24 protein-coding genes and 1 tRNA gene are annotated in these 24,252 nt (G+C 71.9%); 14 read left to right on the top strand and 11 right to left on the bottom strand.

The window, feature by feature from the left end; all coding sequences use genetic code 11:
* Positions 1–88 precede the first annotated feature (88 nt).
* From ACIQFZ_RS15740 to ACIQFZ_RS15755, 4 genes are all read left to right on the top strand, one after another.
* Positions 89–850, top strand: coding sequence for a DeoR/GlpR family DNA-binding transcription regulator (locus tag ACIQFZ_RS15740; protein ID WP_361412046.1), 762 nt, complete (start codon positions 89–91; stop codon positions 848–850).
* Complete coding sequence (gene pfkB / locus ACIQFZ_RS15745; RefSeq protein ID WP_402691451.1) at positions 847–1,794, top strand: 1-phosphofructokinase; 948 nt, start codon at positions 847–849, stop codon at positions 1,792–1,794. The genes ACIQFZ_RS15740 and pfkB overlap by 4 nt, the downstream gene beginning before the upstream one ends.
* A 136-nt stretch (positions 1,795–1,930) precedes the next feature.
* Entirely contained in the window at positions 1,931–4,048 is a 2,118-nt protein-coding gene (locus ACIQFZ_RS15750; RefSeq protein WP_402691452.1) for a fructose-specific PTS transporter subunit EIIC, read from the top strand.
* Between the two features lie 113 nt (positions 4,049–4,161).
* Positions 4,162–4,416: a hypothetical protein gene (locus ACIQFZ_RS15755; protein WP_365420522.1), complete on the top strand. Its 255-nt coding sequence runs from the start codon at positions 4,162–4,164 to the stop codon at positions 4,414–4,416.
* Positions 4,417–4,483: 67 nt separating this feature from the next.
* Here ACIQFZ_RS15755 and ACIQFZ_RS15760 read toward each other — a convergent pair whose 3' ends face one another.
* Positions 4,484–5,230: a DUF6227 family protein gene (locus ACIQFZ_RS15760; RefSeq protein ID WP_365420519.1), complete on the bottom strand. Its 747-nt coding sequence runs from the start codon at positions 5,228–5,230 to the stop codon at positions 4,484–4,486.
* Positions 5,231–5,436: 206 nt separating this feature from the next.
* A complete protein-coding gene (locus ACIQFZ_RS15765; protein WP_402691453.1) occupies positions 5,437–6,465 on the bottom strand; it encodes a P1 family peptidase in 1,029 nt (342 codons plus the stop codon).
* A 95-nt stretch (positions 6,466–6,560) separates the two neighbouring features.
* Here ACIQFZ_RS15765 and ACIQFZ_RS15770 point away from each other — a divergent pair, with 95 nt between their 5' ends.
* Positions 6,561–6,743, top strand: a complete 183-nt coding sequence (locus ACIQFZ_RS15770; RefSeq protein ID WP_361412034.1) for a hypothetical protein — start codon at positions 6,561–6,563, stop codon at positions 6,741–6,743.
* 28 nt (positions 6,744–6,771) lie between these two features.
* On the opposite strand, the gene mscL is transcribed toward ACIQFZ_RS15770, so the two are convergent.
* The 6 genes from mscL to ACIQFZ_RS15800 all read right to left on the bottom strand — a co-directional run bounded on the left by mscL (position 6,772) and on the right by ACIQFZ_RS15800 (position 12,488).
* The gene (gene mscL, locus ACIQFZ_RS15775; protein ID WP_365420510.1) at positions 6,772–7,230 is read right to left on the bottom strand and encodes a large conductance mechanosensitive channel protein MscL; all 459 of its coding nucleotides are present in this window, start codon (positions 7,228–7,230) and stop codon (positions 6,772–6,774) included.
* Positions 7,231–7,293: 63 nt separating this feature from the next.
* Positions 7,294–7,908 (bottom strand): hypothetical protein, encoded by a 615-nt coding sequence (locus ACIQFZ_RS15780; protein ID WP_383056625.1) that lies wholly within the window; start codon positions 7,906–7,908, stop codon positions 7,294–7,296.
* 251 nt (positions 7,909–8,159) lie between these two features.
* Complete coding sequence (locus tag ACIQFZ_RS15785) at positions 8,160–8,993, bottom strand: S-methyl-5'-thioadenosine phosphorylase (RefSeq protein ID WP_383056580.1); 834 nt, start codon at positions 8,991–8,993, stop codon at positions 8,160–8,162.
* Between the two features lie 75 nt (positions 8,994–9,068).
* A complete protein-coding gene (locus tag ACIQFZ_RS15790; protein ID WP_365433037.1) occupies positions 9,069–9,410 on the bottom strand; it encodes an FmdB family zinc ribbon protein in 342 nt (113 codons plus the stop codon).
* 67 nt (positions 9,411–9,477) lie between these two features.
* The gene (locus ACIQFZ_RS15795) at positions 9,478–10,773 is read right to left on the bottom strand and encodes an MFS transporter (protein ID WP_402691454.1); all 1,296 of its coding nucleotides are present in this window, start codon (positions 10,771–10,773) and stop codon (positions 9,478–9,480) included.
* A gap of 203 nt (positions 10,774–10,976) precedes the next feature.
* Complete coding sequence (locus tag ACIQFZ_RS15800; protein WP_365433046.1) at positions 10,977–12,488, bottom strand: potassium/proton antiporter; 1,512 nt, start codon at positions 12,486–12,488, stop codon at positions 10,977–10,979.
* Positions 12,489–12,702: 214 nt separating this feature from the next.
* Between ACIQFZ_RS15800 and ACIQFZ_RS15805 the strand changes: the two genes are divergently transcribed.
* Entirely contained in the window at positions 12,703–15,510 is a 2,808-nt protein-coding gene (locus tag ACIQFZ_RS15805; protein WP_402691455.1) for a penicillin acylase family protein, read from the top strand.
* A gap of 115 nt (positions 15,511–15,625) precedes the next feature.
* Here ACIQFZ_RS15805 and ACIQFZ_RS15810 read toward each other — a convergent pair whose 3' ends face one another.
* Positions 15,626–16,240, bottom strand: a complete 615-nt coding sequence (locus ACIQFZ_RS15810; protein ID WP_365433278.1) for a 5-formyltetrahydrofolate cyclo-ligase — start codon at positions 16,238–16,240, stop codon at positions 15,626–15,628.
* Positions 16,241–16,343: 103 nt separating this feature from the next.
* On the opposite strand from ACIQFZ_RS15810, the gene galU reads away from it, so the two are divergent.
* The 7 genes from galU (at position 16,344) to ACIQFZ_RS15845 (ending at position 21,938) form a co-directional block, all read left to right on the top strand.
* A complete protein-coding gene (gene galU, locus ACIQFZ_RS15815; RefSeq protein WP_365433275.1) occupies positions 16,344–17,270 on the top strand; it encodes a UTP--glucose-1-phosphate uridylyltransferase GalU in 927 nt (308 codons plus the stop codon).
* Between the two features lie 5 nt (positions 17,271–17,275).
* Positions 17,276–18,598 (top strand): gephyrin-like molybdotransferase Glp, encoded by a 1,323-nt coding sequence (glp, locus tag ACIQFZ_RS15820; RefSeq protein ID WP_402691456.1) that lies wholly within the window; start codon positions 17,276–17,278, stop codon positions 18,596–18,598.
* Positions 18,599–18,684: 86 nt separating this feature from the next.
* Positions 18,685–19,197 carry a cyclic pyranopterin monophosphate synthase MoaC gene (gene moaC / locus ACIQFZ_RS15825; protein WP_326802854.1) on the top strand — a complete coding sequence of 171 codons (513 nt, stop codon included), beginning with the start codon at positions 18,685–18,687 and terminating at the stop codon, positions 19,195–19,197.
* On the top strand, positions 19,194–19,736 hold the full coding sequence (locus ACIQFZ_RS15830) for a MogA/MoaB family molybdenum cofactor biosynthesis protein (protein WP_365433269.1): 543 nt from the start codon (positions 19,194–19,196) through the stop codon (positions 19,734–19,736). Before moaC ends, ACIQFZ_RS15830 begins: the two co-directional genes overlap by 4 nt.
* A gap of 20 nt (positions 19,737–19,756) precedes the next feature.
* Positions 19,757–20,383, top strand: a complete 627-nt coding sequence (locus ACIQFZ_RS15835) for a GNAT family protein (protein ID WP_365433266.1) — start codon at positions 19,757–19,759, stop codon at positions 20,381–20,383.
* A gap of 195 nt (positions 20,384–20,578) precedes the next feature.
* Positions 20,579–21,790, top strand: coding sequence for a gephyrin-like molybdotransferase receptor GlpR (glpR, locus tag ACIQFZ_RS15840; RefSeq protein ID WP_402691457.1), 1,212 nt, complete (start codon positions 20,579–20,581; stop codon positions 21,788–21,790).
* Between the two features lie 74 nt (positions 21,791–21,864).
* Positions 21,865–21,938 (top strand) — tRNA-Ala (locus tag ACIQFZ_RS15845).
* A 203-nt stretch (positions 21,939–22,141) separates the two neighbouring features.
* On the opposite strand, the gene ACIQFZ_RS15850 is transcribed toward ACIQFZ_RS15845, so the two are convergent.
* On the bottom strand, positions 22,142–22,624 hold the full coding sequence (locus ACIQFZ_RS15850) for a GNAT family N-acetyltransferase (RefSeq protein ID WP_376651962.1): 483 nt from the start codon (positions 22,622–22,624) through the stop codon (positions 22,142–22,144).
* A gap of 145 nt (positions 22,625–22,769) precedes the next feature.
* Here ACIQFZ_RS15850 and ACIQFZ_RS15855 point away from each other — a divergent pair, with 145 nt between their 5' ends.
* Entirely contained in the window at positions 22,770–23,573 is an 804-nt protein-coding gene (locus tag ACIQFZ_RS15855; RefSeq protein WP_365432735.1) for an exodeoxyribonuclease III, read from the top strand.
* A 6-nt stretch (positions 23,574–23,579) separates the two neighbouring features.
* Here ACIQFZ_RS15855 and ACIQFZ_RS15860 read toward each other — a convergent pair whose 3' ends face one another.
* Positions 23,580–24,200 (bottom strand): MerR family transcriptional regulator, encoded by a 621-nt coding sequence (locus tag ACIQFZ_RS15860; protein WP_361412088.1) that lies wholly within the window; start codon positions 24,198–24,200, stop codon positions 23,580–23,582.
* Between the last annotated feature and the right edge of the window lie 52 nt (positions 24,201–24,252).

Here is a 24,252-nt window from a genome sequence, read left to right on the forward strand (position 1 = left end):
CATGCCCGAACCTGTTTACTTTCTGGATGCCTCGGCGTAGCCTCCGGGAGAAACCACAAGTTCGGGCATCAGTCGGAGGCGAGCGGACATGTACGCACCGGAGCGGCAGCAGGAGATCCTCCGGCTCGCCCGGGACGGCGGGCGCGTGGACGTCGTGTCGCTCGCCGAGGAGTTCCAGGTGACGGCGGAGACGATCCGCCGCGACCTGAAGGCCCTCGACCGCGCGGGCCTGCTGCGCAGGGTGCACGGCGGCGCCATCCCGGCCGGCCGTCTCGACTTCGAGCCCGACCTCACCGAGCGCGAGTCCACCGCCGCCGACGAGAAGGACCGCATCGCCAAGGCGGCCCTGGCCGAACTGCCGGCCGAGGGCACGCTGATCCTCGACGCCGGTACGACGGTGGCCCGTGTGGCCGCCGCCCTGCCCCTGGAGGCCTCGCTCACCGTCGTCACGCACTCCCTGCCGATCGCCGCCCGCCTCGCGGACCACCCCGGTCTCCAGCTCCACCTCGTGGGAGGGCGGGTACGCAACCGCACCCGCGCCGCCGTGGACGCCTGGGCGCTGCGGGCCTACGGCGAGATCCGCGCCGACGTGCTGTTCGTCGCCGCCAACGGCTTCTCCGCCGAACACGGCCTGACCACCCCCGACCTCGCCGAGGCCGCGGTGAAGCGCGCGGCGATCGCCGCCGCCCGCCGTGTGGTGCTGCTCGCCGACTCCGCCAAGCACGGCCAGGAGCACTTCGCCCGCTTCGGCGGCCTGAACGACGTGGACCTGCTGATCACCGACAGCGGATTGAGTCCCGAGGACGCGGCCGCCATCGAGCGTGCCGGCACGGAAGTAGTACGCGCATGATCGTCACCGTCACCCCCAACCCCTCCCTGGACCGGACCTACGAGGTCCCCTCGCTCGAACGCGGCCAGGTCGTCCGGGCCACCGGCGAGCGCATGGACCCGGGCGGCAAAGGTGTGAACGTCTCGCGCGCTGTCGCGGCCGCCGGTCGGCGCACGGTCGCCGTCCTGCCCCTGGGCGGTGCCCCGGGCGCGCTCGTCGCGGACCTGCTCGACGCGCAGGGCATCGACGTCGCACCGGTGCCGGTCGCCGGGGCCACCCGCTCGAACATCGCGCTCGCGGAGGCCGACGGCGTCCTGACGAAGATCAACGCACCGGGTCCGGAACTCTCCGCCGAGGAGCAGGAGTTGCTGCTGGAGACCGTGCGGCGGCAGTCGCACGGCGCGGACTGGATCGCGTGCTGCGGCAGCCTGCCGCGCGGACTCGCGCCGTCCTGGTACGCCGATCTGGTCGCGCGGGCGCACGCGGCCGGTGTGCGCATCGCCCTCGACACCTCCGGGCCCGCCCTGCTGGCGGCGCTGCGCGAGGGCCCCGACGTGGTCAAGCCCAACGCCGCGGAGCTCGCCGAGGCCGTCGGCCGCTCCCTGACGACGGTCGGCGACGCGGTGAAGGCGGCCGAGGAGCTGCGCGGGCTCGGCGCGCGTACCGTTCTCGCGAGCCTGGGCGCCGACGGGCAGCTGCTCGTGGACGCCGCGGGCGCCTGGTTCGGCAGCGCGCGCGTGGACGCCGTCCGCAGCAACGTCGGTGCCGGCGACTCCTCCCTCGCCGGGTTCCTGATCGCCGGCGGCACCGGGCCGGAGGCCCTGGCCCTCGCCGTCGCACACGGCGCGGCCGCCGTCCAGCTGCCGGGCAGCCTGATGCCGACACCCGCCGACCTGGACCCGGCGGCGGTGACGGTCACGGCGGACGTGCCGGTGGACCGCGCGCTGACGGAGCCGGTGACATGACCCCCCGCCGGCCCCGCACCCGGTGCCGTACGACAACTCCGCCGACCCACATCCCTTACGACTCTCCCCGCACTGCCCCCGTCCCCACCCCCGCCCACCTCACTGACCGGGCGATACGCGCGCTAAGGAGCCCGCGATGAGCGACATGATCACCGCGGACCTGGTCGACCTCGACCTGTCCGCCGACACCAAGCAAGCAGCGGCGCGCTCCCTCGCCGAACGGATGGTGGCCCTGGGCCGGGTGACCGACCTGGAGGGCTTCCTCGCCGACGTGGCCGCCCGCGAGGCGCAGATGCCGACCGGCCTCGACGGCGGCATCGGCATCCCGCACTGCCGCAGCGAGCACGTCGTCGAGCCGACGCTGGCCTTCGGGCGCAGCGCGGCCGGGATCGACTTCGGCGCGGCGGACGGCCCCGCCGACCTGATCTTCCTGATCGCGGCCCCGTCCGGCGCCGACGACGCCCACCTGAAGATCCTGTCGTCGCTGGCCCGGCAGCTGATGAACAACGAGTTCACCTCCGCGCTGCGCTCGGTGGACAACGCGGCGGCCGCCGCCGCGCTCATCCGCGGGGACGAGACTCCGGGCGAGGCCACGACAGAGGCCGAGGGCTCCGCCGCGACCGCCGAAGGCGCCTCCGCGGAGGCGCAGGACGCCCCCGAAGACACCGCCGCGACGCCGGGGGCGGCCTCCTCCGGCGCCGTGGCGGGCAGCACGGCCCCGACGCCGGACGCGAGCGGCAAGGGCGAGCGCCCGTTCCGGATCGTCGCCGTCACCTCCTGCCCCACCGGTATCGCGCACACCTACATGGCGGCCGAGTCGCTGGAGAACGCCGGCCGTGAGGCGGGCGTCGAGATCGTCGTCGAGACCCAGGGTTCGGCGGGCTTCACCCGGCTCGACCCGGCGGTGATCGCGGCTGCGGACGGCGTGATCTTCGCCCACGACGTCCCCGTACGCGACAAGGACCGCTTCGCCGGAAAGCCGGTCGTCGACGTCGGCGTGAAGGCGGGCATCAACCGGCCCGGCGAACTGATCACCGAGGTCCGCGGCAAGGCCGCGCGCGGCGAGGTGACCGCGGCGCCCGCGCCGGGCGGCACCCCGGTCGAGCGGGCCGGCGAAGCGGGCGAGGGCTACGGTACGAAGCTGCGCAAGTGGCTCATGTCCGGCGTCAGTTACATGGTTCCCTTCGTCGCCGCGGGCGGTCTGCTGATCGCCCTCGGGTTCGCGATCGGCGGCTACGAGATCAACAAGGCGCCGTCGGTGATGGACCACTTCGTCTGGACCCAGGCCGACAGCTGGGCCGCCCTGCTGTTCCAGATCGGCGGTGTGGCCTTCGCCTTCCTCGTCCCGGTGCTGGCCGGCTACATCGCGTACGGCATGGCGGACCGCCCCGGACTCGTCCCCGGCTTCGTCGGCGGCTCGATCGCGCTCACCATCAACGCCGGATTCCTCGGCGGCCTGGCGGCCGGTCTGATCGCCGGTGGTGTGGTGATGGCGATCCAGAAGGTGCGCATCCCGGCGGCCCTGCGCGGCATCATGCCGGTGGTGGTGATTCCGCTGATCTCCTCGGCGGTCGTCGGGTTCCTGATGTTCGTGGTCATCGGCAAGCCGATCGCCACCGCGCAGAAGGGCATGACCGACTGGCTGAACGGGCTGACCGGCACCAACGCCGTCCTGCTCGGCGCGCTGCTCGGCCTGATGATGTGCTTCGACCTCGGCGGTCCGGTCAACAAGGTCGCCTACACCTTCGCCACCGCCGGTATCGCGGTCTCCGACCCCAGTGACTCCGCGATGAAGATCATGGCCGCGGTGATGGCGGCCGGCATGGTCCCGCCGCTGGCGATGGCCCTGGCCACGACCGTGCGCGGCAGGCTGTTCACCTACACCGAGCGGGAGAACGGCAAGGCCGCCTGGGTCCTGGGCGCCTCCTTCATCTCCGAGGGCGCCATCCCGTTCGCGGCGGCCGACCCGCTGCGCGTCATCCCGTCGTCGATGGTCGGCGGCGCGCTCACCGGCGCCCTGTCGATGCTCTTCGGTGCCACGCTCCGTGCCCCGCACGGCGGCATCTTCGTGGTCCCGCTGATCGGCAACCCGTTCCTCTACCTGATCGCCATCGCGGCGGGCGTGTGCGTGACCACTGCCCTGGTGGTCGCCCTGAAGACCCTGCGCAAGCCGGTGCAGGGCGCGGCGGTCGCCGAGGCGGGTGAGGGCGCGCCGACCGAGCCCGCCGACCGGAAGCAGCCGGTGGCGGCCTGAGCGGCTCCCTCTCGCCCCCTTGTCCCTTTAATACAGTGTGAGTTGTTCACGGCACCTGCGAGATACATCACGGTCCGGGGCCAAAGTCCCGGACCGTGGTGTCTACTGTGCACATGCCTCAGCATGTCTCGACCCTGATGTGGATAGGTGTGGCCGTCCCCGCCACGCTGACCGTCGCCTGCCTGATCGGCCTCGCCCGCATCCGACGCGGCATCCGCCTCGAGACCGCTCGACAGCAGTCCACCCCGAGGCTGTCGGGCCTCCCGCTCCAGCGCGGGGCCGGACCGGGCCGGGAGTTCGTGGAACTGACCCCGGAGGAGAGGGACGCCTTCGCGGGCCTGGTACGTCGACTCGGCAACGGCCACTGAGGCTCATCCCGGCCGAGCGGGCAGCGGTCGCCTCCACGCCGTACCCGTCGGCACCGGCCGACGAGGTCTAGGACATCTGCGCCGCGCGCTGTTCCATCGCGCCGCGGGCCGCGTCCTCCGTCACGTACACCTCGCACATGTGGCGACCGTCGGGGGTCGCCGTGTGCTCGACCTCCCAGAGTGAGATCTCCACGCCGTCGTCCAGCAGGAACGCGTGCTCGTAGAGCGAGAAGCACAGCCCGGCGCGGCCCGCGCGGCAGGGGCGGCCGAAGGCCTGGGTGATCCGGTGACCGGACGCCGCCGCCAGCAGGGACGCGACGTCCGCGCCCGGCCGGTCGGCGTTCTCCGCGCGCCGCAGCAGGCGGCGTGCGTGGTCGGCGGAGTCGTCGGACGCGTACGCGTGCCGTGCCTGGGGCAGCGGCGAGAGCTGGACCAGTACCGGCAGCTCGAACTCCGGCGCGTCCGGCGGGAGCGGCAGCCGTGCCGTGGCGGTGCTCAGCTCCTCCTCGTCGTCGTACACCTCGTGCTGCACCTCGCTGCCCGGCGCGGTGTTGTGCACCAGCTCCCACAGGGTGAGCGCCGAGCCGTCGGCGAGGAGCCAGGTGTGCCGGTAGGTCTCCCGGTGCAGTCCGGCACTGTGGTGCGCCGAGTGCAGCGAACCGTCGTAGGCCAGGGCGCAGTCGAGTCGCCGTATGGTCTCGTCGGGTAACTCGAAGGAGTTCAGGGCGCGGCCGAGCAATCGCGCGAGGTGCTCCTCCGGAGACTCGGGCGACTCGCGTGGCTCGTACGCAGTCGTCTCGTACGGAACGCTCAAGGTTTCTCCCGGCGTTGCTGCATGTCACCTTGTGGGTGCATACCGTAGCCCCTCGGTCTAGCATCATGTCCACGAACCGAGAAAACGTCCGCGAGGAAAACGCCCGGCCCGCGCGAGAAGTTCCCGTGTGAGCCGTCGTCCCGTCAAAATCCGCTGGTCAACAGGGTGTTGTGAAGCGGAGACCGGATAGAGGGCGGCACCGGAGGTCAACGGGCGCCGTACAACTCCTCGTAGGCCGGCCACTCTCCGCCCGGTCCGGTCACCGCCTCGGCGGCCCGTACCGCGCGGACGATCGCGCGGGTCACCTGGTCCGCGCCCGCCGCGAGGATCTCGTTCAGGGCGAGCGGGGAGCCGGGGTCGAGCGGACGCGCCCCGGTGGCCAGCGCGAACACCGTGTCGCCGTCGTTGAGCAGGTGCACCGGACGTACGGCGCGCGCGATGCCGTCGTGCGCTGTGCCGGCCAGCTTCTGCGCCTGCGCCTTGGTCAGGTCCGCGTCGGTGGCGACCACCGCCAGGGTGGTGTTCAGAGGAGGCGGCGCGTTCCTCGCGGCAGCCTCGGCGAGGCGCCTCCGCGCGGCCTCGTGCACCCGCGCGTCGGGGTAGTCCACCGGTCCCTGGAACAACTCCCCGTACAGCACCCCCGTTTCCGGATCGACCGCCGATCCCACCGCGTTGGCCACCGCCAGGGCGGCCACCGTGATGCCCGAGTCGAGCACCGTGCTCGCCGTGCCGACTCCTCCCTTGAGCGGTCCCACGGCGGCTCCGGTCCCGGCGCCCACACACCCCTCTGGCACGCGCCCGCCCACTTCGCTCGCCGCCGCGGCCTCGACTGCGGCGCGCCCGGTGACCGCGTCCGGCCGGGCCCGGAAGTTACCGCCGCGGCCCAGGTCGAACACGCAGGCGGCGGGTACGACCGGTACGACATGCGAAGGGTCCGGGCCGACCCTGACCCCGCGCTCCCGCTCCTCCAGCCAGGCCATCACTCCCGAGGCGGCGTCCAGCCCGTAGGCGCTGCCGCCGGTCAGGACGACCGCCTCCACCGTTCGCACCAGGTTGCGCGGATCGAGGGCGTCGGTCTCCTTGGTTCCGGGGCCGCCGCCGCGCACCTCCACGGCGGCGACGGCGCCGCCCTCCGGCGCGAGCACGACCGTCGTGCCGGTGAGCCAACCGCCGCCCGTGCGCGTCGCATGTCCCACCCGCACGCCTTCGACGTCCGTCAGAGCGTCCACTGTCATGGGAGCCAGTCTCCCGGGCGCGGCGCAGTCACGGGCCTCTTCGGAGGAACGGCGTGCAACGTCACGCCGCCTGCCGCGGACCGTACCCTTGAGGCATGAGTACCGCCCCCGAACCCGCCCCCGAACCGCGTGACCCGAAGGCCGCGCTGATCTTCGACGACCCGCTGAGCCAGCAGTCCGCGGACGACACCGACCGCGGGTGGGGCGAGCGCACGGACGGCGACTCCGCCGCCGATCTCAAGCGCTTCCTGGACGAGAAGCCTCCCCACCACCTCTGAGGCGCGCGGGCCCGCCGGACCGCGGACGCTACCGCTCGCCGTATTCGGAGCGGCGCCGGGCGACCAGCTCGTCGCGGATCTCCTTGAGCACCTCCAGCTCGGTCAGCTCCACGACCTCCGCCGTGCCCTCCCCGGCCTTCTTCCGCGCCTCCTGCCGGGCCAGGAACTTCGCCATGGGCAGGACCATCAGGAAGTAGACCACCGCGGCGGTGATCAGGAACTGGAGAGCGGCGCCGAGCACCGAACCCCACATGATCTGGATGCCCTGATCGCCCTTGCAGGTGGCGCTCAGGCACGAGTCGTAATGGTCGAGGTTCTTGGTGCCGATCGCTCCGATGACCGGACTGATCATCCCCTTCACCACCGCGTTGACGATGTTGGTGAAGGCGGCGCCGACGACCACCGCTACTGCCAGATCGACGACGTTCCCGCGCATCAGGAAGGCTTTGAAGCCCTGCCAGACACTCGGGTCCTTCTTGTCGCTCACCTGGGGCCCCTCCTTGGACATGCAATTGCAACGTGCGGAACAAACAGCTCCGCAACCTACGGCTCACCACAGGGTCACCGCCAGCCTGGCCGTCGCGCTCGCCCCGGCCAGCCCTGCCGCGGTGGAGCGTGGTACCGACAGCGCCACCAGTGCCCCGCCCCCGGCCGCGTCGTCCACGGGCTCCGGGACCTTGGCCACCCGGGCGCCGTGTGCGATCACCCGGGCCTGCCCTCCTGTCGCCGGATCCTCCGCGGCGATCACGTCGATCCGGTCGCCGGGGCGCAGCAGCCGGACCGTGGCCGCGTCCGCGATGCGCACGGGTGCGATCACCGTGCGCACCTCGTCCGCGTCGCGTCGCCCGGCGGCCTGACCGGCTCCGTCGGCCGGCGAGGGCTGTCCGCGGGCCGGTCCGCCGCGAGGGGGGTCTGGAGCATCCCGCGGGCCCGCCGCCACGAGCGCGGCCGCGGTCACGGCGAGCCCGGCCGCCACCGCACGCCCCCGGTGCCGTACGAGCCGGCGCAGCCCGTACCGCCCGCCGCGCACACGCACCGGCGCGAAGTGCGGTACCTCACACGTGGCCGGGGCGTCCGTACCGGGCGCGTACGGAGAGGACCGCGTGAGGGGCGCCGAGGAAGCAGAGCGCCCCGGCAAGGGTGAGGGCAGCGGAGAGGAAGGCAGGGGCGGGGCGGGCAGGGGAGCGGGCGGCACCGGAGAAGACGGCGACGGCCAGGACGAAGACGGAGAGGAGGGAGACGGAGAGTGGGGAGACGGCGAGGACGGAGACGGCAGGGACATGCGGACCACCACCAGCGACGGGGATTTCGGCTTGCCACGCCCACGATGAGGCATCGCGCCGCCGCCCGTCGGAGCCCGTGTGCTACCCGCCGGTTGTGGACAACCCCCTCACCCGAAGGAGCAATTCCGCCCCACTACGGCAGCGCGAACCCCGGGTCCATCCCGCCCAGCGCGCCGGCGCACAGGCAGTCCCGCTGCTCGGTCGTGGGCAGCGCGGCCACCGCGTCGAACAGAACGCCCCGCAGCCGTTCCACGTTGGCCGCGAACACCCGCAGCACCTCCTCGTGCGAGACGCCCTCGCCGGTCTCCGCGCCCGCGTCCAGGTCGGTGACCAGCGTCAGCGAGGTGTAGCAGAGCTCCAGTTCACGGGCGAGCGCCGCCTCGGGGTGGCCGGTCATGCCCACCACCGACCAGCCTTGCGCCTGGTGCCACAACGACTCGGCCCGGGTCGAGAAGCGGGGTCCCTCCACCACGACGAGGGTGCCGCCGTCCACCGCGTCCCAGTCCCGCCCGCGCGCCGCCTTCAGCGCGACGGTCCGGCCCACCGGGCAGTACGGGTCGGCCAGTGAGACGTGCACGACGTTCGGCATCGTGCCGTCGGGCTGCGGCAGCCCGTCGAAGTAGCTCTGCGCCCGGGACTTCGTACGGTCGACGAACTGGTCGGGCACGAGCAGCGTGCCCGGCCCGTACTCGGGGCGCAGCCCGCCCACCGCGCAGGGCCCGAGCACCTGGCGCACGCCCACCGAGCGCAGCGCCCACAGGTTGGCCCGGTAGTTGATGCGGTGCGGCGGGAGGCGGTGGCCCCGGCCGTGCCGGGGCAGGAAGGCGACCCGCCGGCCGGCGACCTCACCGAGGAAGAGGGAGTCGCTGGGTGCCCCGTACGGCGTGTCCACCCGGACCTCGGTCACGTCGTCGAGGAACGAGTAGAAGCCGGAACCGCCGATGACACCGATGTCTGCGTTCGCCATGACCAGCACACTAGCGCCCGCGCACACGCCGAGGACCCCACCGTCCCACGACGGCGGGGTCCCGGAAGGAAGACGTCAGGCGGCGGAGCTGCCGGCCGAGCTCGTGGACGTCGAGGACGACCCCGACGAGCCGGACGAGGAGGACGAGCCGGAGGAAGACTCCGACGAGGAAGACGAGGAACCCGAAGAAGACGAGCTCGACGACTTCGACGACGACGCCGGGCTGCTGCTCGACGAGGAGCCTCGGCTGTCGTTGCGGTAGAAGCCGGATCCCTTGAAGACAATGCCGACCGCGGAGAACACCTTCTTCAGGCGGCCACCGCAACCGGGGCACTCGGTGAGCGCGTCGTCGGTGAACTTCTGCACCGCCTCGAGGCCCTCGCCGCACTCGGTGCACTGGTACTGATAGGTGGGCACTGTCTTCCTCCTGGCACTCTCACTCGATGAGTGCTAACGACGGTCCATAGTGACGTATTCCCGAGGATCAGTCCACTGTGACGTGAGCGCGGTGACCGACGCCACGTGCGACCGTGCGGCCGTGCGACCGGGCCGCGAGCCGCGATCTGAGGGCGACCAGGGTGAGGAGGGCGAGCACCGTGCCGGCCATCGGCACCAGGAAGCCGGCTCCGCCCCACAGGCGGTCCTCCAGCTGCCCGGCGACGGTGACCGCCGCCGCCTGGCCGAGTGCGACCGCGCCCGTGAGCCAGGTGAACGCCTCGGTGCGGGCGCCGGCCGGGACCAGGCTCTCCACCAGGGTGTAGCCGGTGATCAGAGTGGGTGCGATGCACATGCCGACCAGGAGGCCGAGTGCCGCCAGGAGCGGCACCGAGTGCGCGGTCCACAGCGCGGACGCGGCCAGCGCCAGGGCGGTGTAGCCGACGAGGAGACGGTGCTGCGGGGCGGCCTTCCAGGCGATGGCGCCGCAGACGACGCCGGAGAGCATGTTGCCCGCGGCGAAGGTTCCGTACAGCACGCCGTTGAGGCCGGGCTCGCCGATCGACTCGGTGAACGCGGCCAGCGAGACCTGCATGCCGCCGAAGACCGAGCCGATGCCGAGGAAGGTCGCGATCAGCACCCGCACCCCGGGGACGCGCAGGGCGGAGGTGTGCTCCACGCGCGCGTGCCCATCGCCGGTGACGGACGGCTGGGTGCGCTTCTGCGCGGCGAACAGCAGACCGCCGACCAGGGTCAGCGCGGCCTCCGTGACCAGCCCGGCGGCCGGGGCCACGGTGGTGCACAGGGCGGTCGCCAGGAGGGGGCCGAGGACGAACGTCAGCTCGTCGGTGACGGACTCGAAGGCGGCCGCGGTGGTCATCAGCGGCGAGTCCTTGAGCGTGACGCCCCAGCGGGCGCGCACCATCGGACCGACCTGTGGCACTGAGGCGCCGGTCGGCACGGCCGCCGCGAACAGCGCCCACAGGGGGGCGTGCGCCAGGGCGAGCGCGGTCAGCGTCAGTCCCGCGAGGGTGTGCGCCAGAACGCCGGGGACCAGTACCGCGCGCTGCCCGTAGCGGTCGGCGAGGCGTCCGCTGTAGGGCGCGAACAGCGCCATGGAGACGCCGGTGACGGCCGCGGTGGCGCCGGCCGCCCCGAAGGAGCCGGTGGTGTGCTGCACCAGCAGCACGATGGAGATGGTGAGCATCGCGAACGGCTGGCGCGCGGCGAAACCGGGGAGCAGGAACGTCCAGGCGCCGCGGGTGCGCAGCAACTGCCCGTATCCAGGGCGGGAGGATGCCGTCGCGGTCGACGCCGGTTCGGTGTTGGTGACCGTGGATCCCACGGCCGTGCCTTTCTGCCGCCTGGTAGCGCGGGCCCGGGCGTGCGGGCGCGCCGAGAGCTGTCCTCTTGCGCAAACTGCGGTAGATACCGGCGCCCACTGCGGGGGACTACCCGGCCGCCATACGGTCGCGCCAGCTCTGCGTCAGGCAGAGTTGGTTCGATCAGGGTGCGTCCTCATCGTACAGGGGCGCGGGGAACACCCCTTCAGCCTCGGCTGCCCGCCCCCGCTCCGCCGGCGCCCAGCCATCCGGCCAGCTTGCCGCCCTTGCCGACCGCGCGCAGGCGCTGTTCGGCCGCCTCCCGGACCGGGTCGGTGGCGACCACGAGGAGTTCGTCGCCGCGCCGCAGGGTGGTGGTCGGCAGCGGTACGAACGACTTGCCCTCGCGGACGACCAGGGTGACCGCGGACCCGGACGGCAGCCGCAGCTCGTTGATCTCGACGCCGTGCATCCGGGACCCGGCGGGGATGGCGACGGACAGCAGGTGGCCGCGCAGCCGCTCCAGGGGCGCCGACTCGATGCCGAGGTCGGCGGCCTCCTCGCCGGAGCCCAGCCGCAGCTTGCGGGCGAGCCAGGGCAGGGTCGGCCCCTGCACGAGGGTGTAGACGACGACCAGGACGAAGACGATGTTGAAGATGCGGTGGGTGGCGTCGACCCCGTTCACCATGGGGATCGTCGCCAGGATGACGGGCACGGCGCCGCGCAGTCCGGCCCAGGACATCAGGGCCTGCTCCTGCCACGGCACCCGGAACGGCAGCAGGCTGGCCACCACGCCCAGCGGGCGCGCGACCATGGTCAGCACCAGGCCGATGACGAGGGCGGGCCAGACGTCGTCGAGCAGCTCGTGCGGGGTGACCAGCAGACCGAGCATGACGAACATGCCGATCTGGGCGATCCAGCCGAGTCCTTCGGCGAAGCCGCGGGTGGCGGGCCAGTGCGGCAGCTTGGCGTTGCCGAGCACCATCGACGCGAGGTAGACGGCGAGGAAGCCGCTGCCGTGGGCCAGCGCGCCGGCGGCGTACGCCGTGACCGCGATCGCCATGACGGCGATCGGGTAGAGGCCGGAGGCGGGCAGCGCCACATGCCGCAGACCCCAGGAACCGAGCCAGCCCACCGCCAGGCCGATGGCCGCGCCGATGGCCAGCTCCAGGGCTATCTCGCCCACCAGGACGTACCAGTGCTCGATCGGTCCCGCGGTGGAGAAGGCGACGACCAGGATGACCACCGGGGCGTCGTTGAAGCCGGACTCGGCCTCCAGCGTGCCCGTCACGCGCGCGGGCAGGGGGATCTTGCGCAGCACCGAGAAGACGGCCGCCGCGTCCGTGGAGGACACCACCGCGCCGATGATCAGCGACTGACGCCACCCCAGGCCGCTGAGGTAGTGGGCCGCGGCCGCGGTGACGCCGACGCTCACGGCGACGCCGACCACCGCCAGGGCGGTGGCGGATGGAAGGACCGGCTTGATCTCCTTCCACTTCGTGCCGAGACCGCCCTCGGCGAGGATCACGACGAGGGCCGCGTAGCCGATGACCTGGGTCAGTTCGGCGTTGGTGAAGTGGATGCCGCCGAGGCCGTCCGAGCCCATGACGACGCCGATCCCCAGGTAGACGAGCAGGCTGGGGAGCCCGCTGCGCGAGGAGATCCGGACCGCGGCGACCGCGACGAGCAGGACGACCGAGCAGGCGAGCAGGAGCTGGTTGAGGTGGTGAACAGTCAGCAGCGGTTCCTTCCGCGAGTTCCCGGTTTACTTCGTTACCTTACCTAACTCTTGACGCTTTCTTGACGCGTCCCGTGACGAGATGGAGACGTCTCGCCGCGGCTGGACCCGACTCCGCGTCAAGTGCTACCGGGCCCTGCGCCTATGGTTGCTCCAGCGCTCATTCGAAGTCACAGCCCGACCTGCCGCTCGCGTTAGGACAGCAAGGACAGCGATGCCCCCGAACACCACCGCCTCAACGGGTGACAAGGCCGGCAAGTCCGGCAGGAAGAAGGGGCGGAAAGCCCGCTTGGTCGCGCTTGTCCTGGTCCTGGCCCTCGTCGGAGGCACCGCCTACGGCGCCTACTGGTCCGTCAGCACCGTGCGCGCCTCCTTCCCGCAGACCAAGGGCACCATCACGCTGCAGGGCCTGTCGGGACCCGTCGACGTCAAACGGGACGGAAACGGCATTCCGCAGATCTACGCCTCCAGTTCGGAGGACCTGTTCATGGCGCAGGGCTTCGTCCAGGCGCAGGACCGGTTCTACGAGATGGACGTGCGTCGGCACATGACCTCCGGGCGCCTGTCGGAGATGTTCGGCAAGGGCCAGATCAAGAACGACGAGTTCCTGCGCACTCTGGGCTGGGACCGGGTCGCCCGGCAGGAGTACGACAAGACGCTGTCGGCCTCCACCAAGAAGTACCTCCAGGCGTACTCCCAGGGAGTCAACGCCTACCTCAAGGGACGGGAAGCCAAGGACATCTCCCTGGAGTACGCGGCCCTGGGCTTCGCCAACGACTACAAGCCCGGGCAGTGGTCTCCGGTCGACTCCATCGCCTGGCTGAAGGCGATGGCCTGGGACCTGCGCGGCAACATGCAGGACGAGATCGACCGGGCCCTGATGACCAGCCGCCTCGGCCCGAAGCAGATCAAGGACCTCTACCCGGACTACCCGTACAGCCGGAACAAGCCGATTGTCAGCGAGGGCCAGTACAGCACGCTCACCCAGGCGTTCGAAGCGAGCGGCGGCACGACGGGCACGAGCGGCGGCACCTCGACCGGCACCGGTACGCCCGGTTCGGCCGACTCCACGGGCACGGGCGGCGTCACCGGCACCGCGACGGACGCGAGCGGCACCTCCGGTGTGCAGAGCCAGCTGATGGGCCTCCACGACGTCCTGGACGGCCTTCCGACGGCCGTCGGCGTCAACGGCAACGGCATCGGCTCCAACTCCTGGGTCGTCTCCGGGCGGTACACGATCACCGGCAAGCCGCTGCTCGCCAACGACCCGCACCTGTCGGCCTCGCTGCCCTCGGTCTGGTACCAGATGGGCCTGCACTGCCGCGAGCTTTCCAAGGCGTGCCCGTACGACGTCACCGGCTACACCTTCGCGGGCATGCCCGGTGTGATCATCGGCCACAACCAGGACATCGCCTGGGGCATGACCAACTCCGGTGTCGACGTCACCGACCTTTACCTGGAGAAGCTCAGCGGCGACGGCTACCTGCGCGACAACAAGACGGTGCCGTTCCGGACCCGTGAGGAGACCATCAAGGTCGCCGGCGGCCAGTCCAAGACGATCGTCGTGCGCGAGACCAGCGACGGAATGCCCCTGCTGTCCGACCGCTCCGACGAGCTGATGGCGGTCGGCAAGAAGGCGGCGGTCAACACCGCGGCGCCCGACCGCGGCGACGGTTACGCGATCGCCCTGAAGTGGACCGCGCTGGAGCCGGGCACCAGCATGGACGCCGTCTTCGCCATGAACGGCGCGAAGGACTGGAAGTCCTTCCGGTCGGCCGCGGAGCTGTTCGACGTGCCCTCGCAGAACCTGATCTACGCCGACACCAAGGGCAACATCGGCTACACGCTGCCCGGCCGCATCCCCACGCGCGCGAAGAACGACGACGGCTCCGTCCCGTCGCCGGGCTGGGACTCCGGCTACGACTGGACCGGCTACATCAAGCCGCAGGAACTGCCCTACGAGTACAACCCCGAGCGCGGCTACATCGTCACCGCCAACCAGGCCGTCGTCGACCCCAAGTCCTACCCGTACACGCTCACCACGGACTGGGGCTACGGCACCCGCAGCCGGCGGATCACCGACCTGATCCAGAAGAAGATCGACGGCGGCGGCAAGATCTCCACCGACGACATGCGCCAGATGCAGATGGACAACAGCAGCGCGATCGCCAACCTGCTGGTGCCCAAGCTGCTGAACATCGACATCGGCGACAAGGACGTCCGCGAGGCGCAGAAGCTGCTGGAGGGCTGGGGCCGCACGCAGGACGCCGACTCGGCCGCCGCCGCGTACTTCAACGCCGTCTGGCGCAACATCCTCAAGCTGGCCTTCGGCAACAAGCTGCCCAAGGAGCTGCGGGTCAAGGGCCAGTGCCTGTGGGTGGAGCCGACCGGCAACACGGGCCCGGCCGACGAGAACCAGAAGGTCCGCGAGTGCGGTCAGCGCGACGCCGACCAGGCGCAGCCGGACGGCGGCGACCGCTGGTTCGAGGTGGTCCGGGGGCTCGTCGAGAGCCCGGACAGCGACTGGTGGAAGACTCCGGCGTCGGGCACCCGCCCCAAGGCGGACAACCGCGACGAGCTGTTCAAGCGCGCCATGATCGACGCCCGCTGGGAGCTGACCGCCAAGCTCGGCAAGGACATCGACACCTGGAGCTGGGGCCGGCTGCACCGCCTGTTCCTGAAGAACCAGACCCTGGGCACCGAGGGACCCGGCGTCCTGAAGTACGTCCTCAACCGCGGGCCCTGGAAGCTGAGCGGAGGCGAGGCCGCGGTCAACGCCTCCGGCTGGAACGCCGCCGGCGGCTACGGCGTGGTGTGGGTGCCGTCCATGCGGATGGTGGTCAACCTCGACGACCTCGACAAGTCCAAGTGGATCAACCTCACCGGCGCCTCCGGGCACGCCTTCAGCGCCCACTACACCGACCAGACGGGCAAGTGGGCCAAGGGTGAGCTTCTCTCGTGGTCCTTCTCGCCGAACGCGGTCGACCAGAGCACGAGCGACACACTGGTGCTCAAGCCGTGAGCCGCTGAGGCCACAACGGCGGCGAAGGCCCTCCACGCGCGCGTGGAGGGCCTTCGCCGTGCCCGAGCCGTGCCGGCGGCCGAAGCGGTACCGGCCGTGCCGGAAGCCGTGCGCGTCAGGTGAAGCGGCGTACCCCCGAAGGTGTCACCACGGCCTGCACCGGCCGGTCGTGGGGTTCCTCGGGGAGGTGCTCGACGACCTCCGTGTCGTACAGCAGGACCACGAGGGCGGGATGCGCCCGCGCCGCCTCCAGGCGGGCCAGGACACGGTCGTAGGACCCTCCGCCGCGGCCCAGGCGCATCCCGCGCGCGTCGACGGCGAGACCGGGCAGCAGGACCACGTCGGCCGTCGCCACGGCGTCCGGGCCGAGACGCTCCCCGGCCGGCTCGAACAGCGCCATCCTCCCGCCGTGCTGCACGCGCGTGAGGGAACCCTCCCCGGTGTACGCGCCCCAGTCCAGGTCGTTGTCCGGCAGCAGCGCGGGCAGCAGCACACGCGCGCCCCGCGCGCGCAGCGCGTCGAGGAGCGGCGGTGTTCCCGGTTCGGTGCCCACGGAGACGTACGCGGCGATCGTGCGCGCCCGCGTCAGCTCGGGCAGCTCCAGGGCGCGCTCCGCCAGCGCGTGCGCCGCCTCCCGCACTTCATCCACGGTCAATGTCTTCCTCACCGTGAGGATTTCTCGCCGCAAGGTGCGCTTGGCAGGCTCGGCGTCGTGTCCGTTGTGGCTCACTGGTCCTTCCGTACCCTTCCTTATGCCGGTATGTCTGCTCATATGAGAGTCAATTAACCGGAGAGGCAGATTCCGCGCAAAGGCAGCGGATAGGGTTGCGGCCATGACACAGGCGCACCCCAGGATCAGCAAGGCTGTCATTCCCGCGGCAGGTCTTGGTACCCGGTTCCTGCCGGCCACCAAGGCCACTCCCAAGGAGATGCTGCCGGTCGTCGACAAGCCGGCGATCCAGTACGTGGTCGAGGAGGCCGTCTCCGCGGGCCTCGACGACGTCCTCATGGTGACCGGCCGGAACAAGCGGCCGCTGGAGGACCACTTCGACCGCAACTACGAGCTGGAGTCCGCCCTGGAGAAGAAGGGCGACGGCGAGCGGCTCGCCAAGGTGCAGGAGTCCAGCGACCTCGCGTCGATCCACTACGTCCGCCAGGGCGACCCCAAGGGCCTGGGTCACGCCGTGCTGTGCGCGGCCCCGCACGTGGGCAGCGAGCCCTTCGCCGTCCTGCTCGGCGACGACCTGATCGACCCGCGCGACCCGCTGCTCCAGCGGATGATCGAGGTCCAGGAGACCTACGGCGGCAGTGTGATCGCCCTCATGGCGGTCGCGCCCGAGCAGATCCACCTCTACGGCTGCGCGGCCGTGGAGGCCACCGAGGACGGCGACGTCGTCCGGGTGACCGGCCTGGTCGAGAAGCCGGACGCGGCGCAGGCCCCCTCCAACTACGCGATCATCGGCCGTTACGTCCTCGACCCGCACATCTTCGACATACTCCGCAAGACCGAGCCCGGCCGCGGCGGTGAGATCCAGCTCACCGACGCCCTTCAGCACCTGGCCGAGGCGCACGCGTCGGCGACCACCGACGAGCAGCGGGCCGGCGGCCCGGTGCACGGCGTCGTCTTCAAGGGCCGCCGCTACGACACCGGGGACCGTGGCGACTATCTGCGTGCCATTGTCAGACTCGCGTGCGAACGTGAGGACCTGGGCCCGGACTTCAGGGCCTGGCTTCAGCGGTACGTAGTCGAGGAGATGTAACGACGTTGAGCAGCGCCGAGCCCTGCACCGCCGGCCCGGACCACCTGTGGTCGGTGGACGAGCACCTGGAGGACATCCTCACCACCGTCCGCCCCCTGGAACCCATCGAGCTGCAACTGCTCGATGCCCAGGGCTGTGTCCTGGTGGACGACGTCACGGTGCCGCTCTCGCTGCCGCCGTTCGACAACAGCTCCATGGACGGCTACGCGGTACGGGTCACGGACGTCTCGGGCGCGAGCGAGGAGTTCCCGGCCGTCCTGGAGGTCGTCGGGGACGTCGCGGCGGGCGCGGCCGGCCTGCTCCGGGTGGGGCCGGGACAAGCGGCGCGGATCATGACCGGTGCCCCGCTGCCGCCCGGCGCCGAGGCGGTCGTCCCCGTCGAGTGGACCGACGGCGGGCTCGGCGAGGGCCCGGTGAGCGCGATGCGCGCCCGGAGCCTTGCCCCCGAGGGCGCCGACGGGCACGTACGCGTGTACCGGCCGGCTGAGGCACGCGCGCACGTGCGCGCGAAGGGCAGCGATGTGGAGGCGGGCGAGCGAGCCCTGCGGGCCGGTACGGTCCTCGGGCCGCCGCAGATCGCGCTGCTCGCCGCGATCGGCCGCGGCACGGTCCTGGTGCGTCCGCGCCCGCGCGTGGTGGTGATGTCCACCGGCAGCGAACTCGTCCAGCCCGACGAGCAGCTCGGCGACGGCCAGATCTACGACTCCAACAGCTTCGCCCTGACCGCGGCCGCCCGGGACGCGGGCGCCATCGCCTACCGGGTGGGCGCCGTCGCCGACGACGCCGACACCCTGCGGTCCACCATCGAGGACCAGCTCGTCCGCGCCGACCTGCTGGTCACCACCGGCGGGGTGAGCGTGGGGGCGTACGACGTGGTCAAGGAGGCACTGTCCGACGTCGGCGACGAGGACGAGCCGGGTGGCGGCGTGGAGTTCCGCAAGCTCGCCATGCAGCCCGGCAAGCCGCAGGGCTTCGGGACCGTCGGTGCCGACCACGTGCCGCTGCTGGCCCTGCCCGGCAACCCGGTGTCGTCGTACGTCTCCTTCGAGCTGTTCGTCCGCCCCGCCATCCGCACCCTGATGGGCCTTCAGGACGTCCACCGGTCGACCGTGCGCGCGACGCTGGCCGCGGACCGGGCGCTGAGTTCGCCGAAGGGACGCAGGCAGTTCCTGCGCGGGGTGTACGCCGACGGCGAGGTCAGGCCCGTGGGCGGCGCCGGATCCCATCTGATCGCGGCCCTCGCGCTGGCCGACGCGCTCATCGTCGTCCCCGAGGACGCCGAGTCCGTCGAGCCCGGTGCCGAGGTCGAGGTGGTCCTGCTCGGCTGAGCCGTCCGGGGTGGCGGTACCGTGTCGCGCACAACAGGCCCGTGCGCCGCACGGCGACGGGCCCGGACCGGGAGCCCCACACGATCATGACTGTGCCTTCCCGGGGGGAGACCCCCGGACCTCCAGCGCCGGACCGGCTGACGCACATCGACGACGCGGGCGCCGCCCGCATGGTCGACGTCTCCGGCAAGGACGTGACCGCGCGCACCGCCCGCGCCAGCGGTCGCGTCCTCGTCTCGCCCCGCGTGGTCGAGCTGCTGCGCGGCGAGGGGGTGCCCAAGGGCGACGCCCTCGCCACCGCGCGGATCGCCGGGATCATGGGCGCCAAGCGCACACCGGACCTCATCCCGCTGTGCCACCCGCTGTCGGTGTCGGGTGTGAGACTGGAACTGTCGGTCGCGGACGACGCCGTGGAGATCGAGGCCACGGTGAAGACCACGGACCGCACGGGCGTCGAGATGGAGGCGCTCACCGCGGTGTCCGTCGCCGCGCTCACCGTGATCGACATGGTCAAGGCCGTCGACAAGGGAGCGGTCATCACGGACGTGCGCGTGGAGGAGAAGACGGGCGGCAAGTCGGGCGACTGGAGCCGGGCATGACACTGGACGCATCGGCCGGAGACGCACTGCGCGCGCCGTACAGCGCTCTGGTGGTCACGGCCTCCAACCGGGCCGCCGCCGGGGTCTACGAGGACACGGGCGGTCCGCTGGTCGCCGACGGCCTCCGGCGCCTCGGCTTCGCCGTCGACGGGCCGCAGGTCGTACCGGACGGAGACCCGGTGGAGGCCGCGCTGCGCGCCGCCGTCGAGGCCGGGTACGACGCCGTCGTCACCACCGGCGGCACGGGCGTCTCGCCCACCGACCGCACGCCCGAGGCGACCCGCCGGGTGATCGAGGCCGAGGTGCCGGGAATCGCGGAGGCCATCCGGGCGTTCGGCATGCGGAAGGTGCCGACCGCGGCGCTGTCCCGAGGGCTGGCCGGAGTGGCCGGAGGGACGCTGATCGTCAACCTTCCGGGCTCCACGGGCGGGGTGAAGGACGGACTGGCCGTTCTGGAGCCCGTGCTGAAGCACGCCGTCGACCAGCTGCGCGGCGGCGACCACGTCAGACCCGGTGCCGGTAGTGGGGGTGCGAGCTGAACAGCCCATCCTGGCCCGTCGTGCTCGCGGAGGGCGATGTCGTCCTCCGGCCGATAAAGCTGCGCGACCAGCGGGCCTGGCGCGAGGTGAACCGGCGCAACCGGGACTGGCTCAGGCCCTGGGAGGCGACGATTCCGCCGCCCACGCCCGGCGGGCCCATCACGCACCGGCCGACCTACCGGCAGATGGTGCGCCACCTCAGGTCCGAGGCGCACGCGGGCCGCATGCTGCCGTTCGTCATCGAGTACCAGGGGCGGCTGGTCGGGCAGTTGACCGTCGCCGGGATCACCTGGGGCTCGATGTGCTCGGGTCACGTCGGCTACTGGGTCGACGAGTCGGTGGCCGGCCGCGGGGTGATGCCGACGGCCGTGGCGATGGTCGTGGACCACTGTTTCCGCACCGTCGGACTGCACCGCATCGAGGTCTGCATTCGGCCCGAGAACGGGCCGAGCCGGCGGGTGGTGGAGAAACTCGGATTCCGCGAGGAGGGTCTGCGGCCCCGTTATCTCCACATCGACGGCGCGTGGCGCGACCACATGGTGTTCGCGCTCACCGCGGAAGAGGTGCCCGAGGGGCTGCTGAACCGCTGGCGCCGAACCCGGGCCCTGAGGACGCCGAAGGAGAATCCCGCCTCACCCGGAAATTGAATGAATGTTCGAAATTGATCGACCTGCGATCCGAACCGGACCCGCTCGCGATCGTCCGGGTGGCATTGAATTCGCGTCCTTGACGTCCTGCTGATCACATCGATCGCAAAAAAAGTTCGAAATATCAGCCAGATCGTGCGACACACCGGCGCAATTGGCAGATGGCCTCATGCAAACCCCTCTACCGTGTGAGGCGTGAGCAGCAGCGGCCTCATCTACGCAGTCATCGTCGGGGCCTGGGCCGCCTACTTGGTGCCGATGTGGCTCCGTAGGCAGGACGAGCTGAACGAGGCCCGTCCGACGGAACGCTTCAGCACCGCCATCCGGTTCCTGTCCGGACGGGCGGGGATGGAGCGCCGGTACGCCAAGGACCTCAGGGCGCGCTCCGCCGAGGAGGGGGAGCCCGCCGACGGGGAGCCGGACGCCGTCACCGACTCGGTGGACGTCCGGGCCTTCGCCATGCCCCCGGGCCGGTCGCCGGAGCGGCAGCAGCCGCCGGCACGGGAGGAACGGGAGCCGGTCCGCGGCCACGACGAGCGCGACCGGACCGGCAAGCCGGCCGCCCGGGCCGCGTCCCCGTCGGCGGCCCCGCCCGCCGACGCGTCCGCGCGTCCGCGGGTCACCGCGGCCCGGCGCACGCCCCGCGCGGAGGTGTCCGCGGCGCGTGCCCGGCGCACGAAGGTCCTCGCACGCCGCAGACGCACCACCGTCCTCCTCTTCCTCGCCTTCACCCTCGGCGCGATCGTCGCCGCGGTCGGCGGGCTCACCTTCCTGTGGGCGCCCGGAGTGCCCGCCGTGATGCTCAGCGCGTACATCGCGTACCTGCGCTCCCAGGAGCGGCGCCGCTTCGCCTACCAGATGGACCGCCGCCGCGCCGAGGTCGCCGCGCAGCGGCTGCGTGAGAGCCGTCGCCAGCCGCGTCGGCGCACGCCCCTGGACCCCGCCGCGGACGAACCGGAGGCGGGGCCTGAACCGGAGACGGACCCGGGCCTTTCCTCCCTCGCCGCCGACCGGCGCGCCCTGGTCGAGCAGACCGACCACGCCGAGTGGCTCGACCAGCAGCGCGAGCGCCAGCGCCGCCCCGGCCAGGGCGACAGCTGGGACCCGGTTCCGGTGCCGCTGCCCACCTACGTCACCGCCCCGGTCGCCCCGCGGGCCACCTCCGACGTGGACCTCGGTGCTCCGGACGCCTGGAGCTCGGCGCGGTCGTCCGCCGCGGTGCCGGAGCAGGAGGAGGCGGCCCCGGCCGCGCCCGAGCCTCCGCCGCACGCCGAGGACAGGTCCGCCGCCGACGGCCGCACCGACGCCCGCCGCGCCGCCTCGGCCCGCCGCTCCCGCGAGCGCGGCCGCACCCCCCTCTTCGACCAGTACGAGGACGGCGACCGCCGCCGCGCGGCCAACGAGTGACTCCCGCCCCTGACCAGCCAGGGAACGGATTACCAACCACCCCAGCGAGGATGCTAGAGTTTCACTCGTTGCAAGGGCCTGTGGCGCAGTCCGGTAGCGCACCTCGTTCGCATCGAGGGGGCCAGGGGTTCAAATCCCCTCAGGTCCACGCAGCTCAAAGCCCCGGTCGGGAAACCGACCGGGGCTTTGACGTGTCACGCGGGGCTCACAGAAACATCGGTCCCGCTTTCGTGAGGCGTACGTCGCAGGCGGTGGGCGCCGCGCCCACCACCCTGCGCAACGTCATCCACTAGAGCTGGTAGGGCGAACCGAGAGCCCCTTCCGCCGCGCCGTGGCGGGAGGGGCCTCGCGTCAGGACTGGAGCGGCTTCGCCAGGCAGATGCTCGACTCGTACTCGCGGTAGTAGCCGAACTTCGTGCACGGCTCGTAGCCGGTGGAGGCGTACAGGGCGACGGCCTCCGGCTGTTGGTCGCCGGTCTCCAGGACCATGCGGAGGCGCCCGGCGGCGCGGGCGTCGTCCTCCAGGGCGGCGAGGATGCGGCGGGCCAGACCGCGGCCGCGCATCGACTCGATCACGTACATCCGCTTGAGTTCGGCGTCGCCGTCCTCGTTGCCCTCGGTGTTCTTGTCCCGGCTGCGCCAGCCGCCCGTGGCGACGGGGGTGCCGTCCTCGTCGTAGGCGATCAGGTACGCGCCGTTCGGCGGCCGGAAGTCGACCGGGTCGAGGGGCGTGGCGTCGCCACCGTCGCCGTAGCGGACGTGGTACTCGGCCTGTACCTCGTCGTTCAGCTTGACGGCGTCGGGGTGGTCGAAGGGCACGGGGCGGATGTTCATGTGGGAACCGTCTGTCGATGCGGATGTCGGGACAGGTGGCCTCCGGGAAGACCTCGTCCAGTGTGCCGGTAGGGTGCCCGGGTGCTGACTGTGACCTCCGTCAACGCGTCTGGAGGGGGTCGTCGGTGAAGGCAAGGAGAGCGTTTTGCTGACTGTGACCTCCGTCAATGTGAATGGATTGCGCGCCGCCGCCAAGAAGGGCTTCGTGGAGTGGCTCGCGGGGACCGGGGCCGACGTGCTGTGCCTCCAGGAGGTGCGCGCCGAGCCGCACCAGTTGGCGGAGCACGTCCGCACGCCGGACGGCTGGCACGTCGTGCACGCGCCGGCCGCCGCCAAGGGCCGCGCGGGCGTCTCCCTCTACACCCGCCGCGAACCCGACCGGGTCCGGATCGGGTTCGGATCGGCAGAGTTCGACGGCAGCGGGCGCTACGTCGAGGCCGACCTGCCCGGCGTCACGGTCGCCAGCCTCTACCTGCCCTCCGGCGAGGTCGGCACCGAGCGGCAGGACGAGAAGGTCCGGTTCATGGACGAGTTCCTCGCCCATCTCAAGGAGTTGCGGGAGCGGGCCGCCGCCGACGGCCGCGAGGTGCTCGTCTGCGGCGACTGGAACATCGCCCACCGGCAGGCCGACCTCAAGAACTGGCGCGGCAACACCAAGAACTCCGGCTTCCTCCCGGAGGAGCGGGAGTGGCTGAGCACGGTCTTCGCCCCCGAGACCGGCGGGTACGCCGACGTCGTGCGCGAACTGCACCCGGACGGCGAGGGGCCGTACACCTGGTGGTCCTACCGGGGGCGGGCCTTCGACAACGACACGGGATGGCGCATCGACCTCCAGGTGGCCACGCCCGGGCTCGCCGCCAAGGCCGTCAAGGGGTACGTCGAGCGGGCGGCCACGCACGCCGAGCGCTGGTCGGACCACGCCCCGGTGACGGTCGTGTACGACCTCTAGCCGTCACTACGGCTGTTTGCGCAGCCGCCGGTCCAGGGCCATCGACACTTCCGCCTCCACCACGCTCTTGGCCAGCGGCCGCAGCCGCTTCAGGTCGTCCTCGGGACCGTGACGCAGGATCAGGGCGGTGAAGAGCTCGGCGAGGGCGTCGGCGTGTTCGCGGACGCGGCGGCCGGCTTCGAGGACTTCGGCGAGGGGGATGCCCTCGCGGACCAGGGCGGCGGAGACGTCCAGCAGCCGGCGGCTGATGTGGACGAGCTCGTCGCCGTCGGTGCCCAGGTAGCCGAGTTCCATGGCGGCGGCCAGGTTCTCGGCGGTGACCTCGCCCGCGAAGTGGTCGGCGAGTTCCTCGGGGGTCAGGCGGACCGGGGTCTCCTCGGTGGGGGCGCCGAGGCCCAGCAGATCGCCGACGTCGCGGCCGTGGTCGAAGGCCTCAGCCAGTTCGGCGATGCCGTTGAGGGTGTGACCGCGTTCCAGCAGCGCCGAGATCGTACGCAGGCGCGCCAGGTGGTGGTCGTCGTACCAGGCGATACGGCCCTCGCGGCGCGGCGGCGGGATCAGTTTGCGCTCGCGGTAGAAGCGCAGGGTGCGCACGGTGATACCGGCCAGCCGGGCCAGCTCCTCCATGCGGTACTCGCGTCGGCCGCCGCGTGCTCCACCTTCTCCTGCCACGGCAGCA

This window comes from Streptomyces sp. NPDC093064 (assembly GCF_044754605.1).
Taxonomy (GTDB): domain Bacteria; phylum Actinomycetota; class Actinomycetes; order Streptomycetales; family Streptomycetaceae; genus Streptomyces.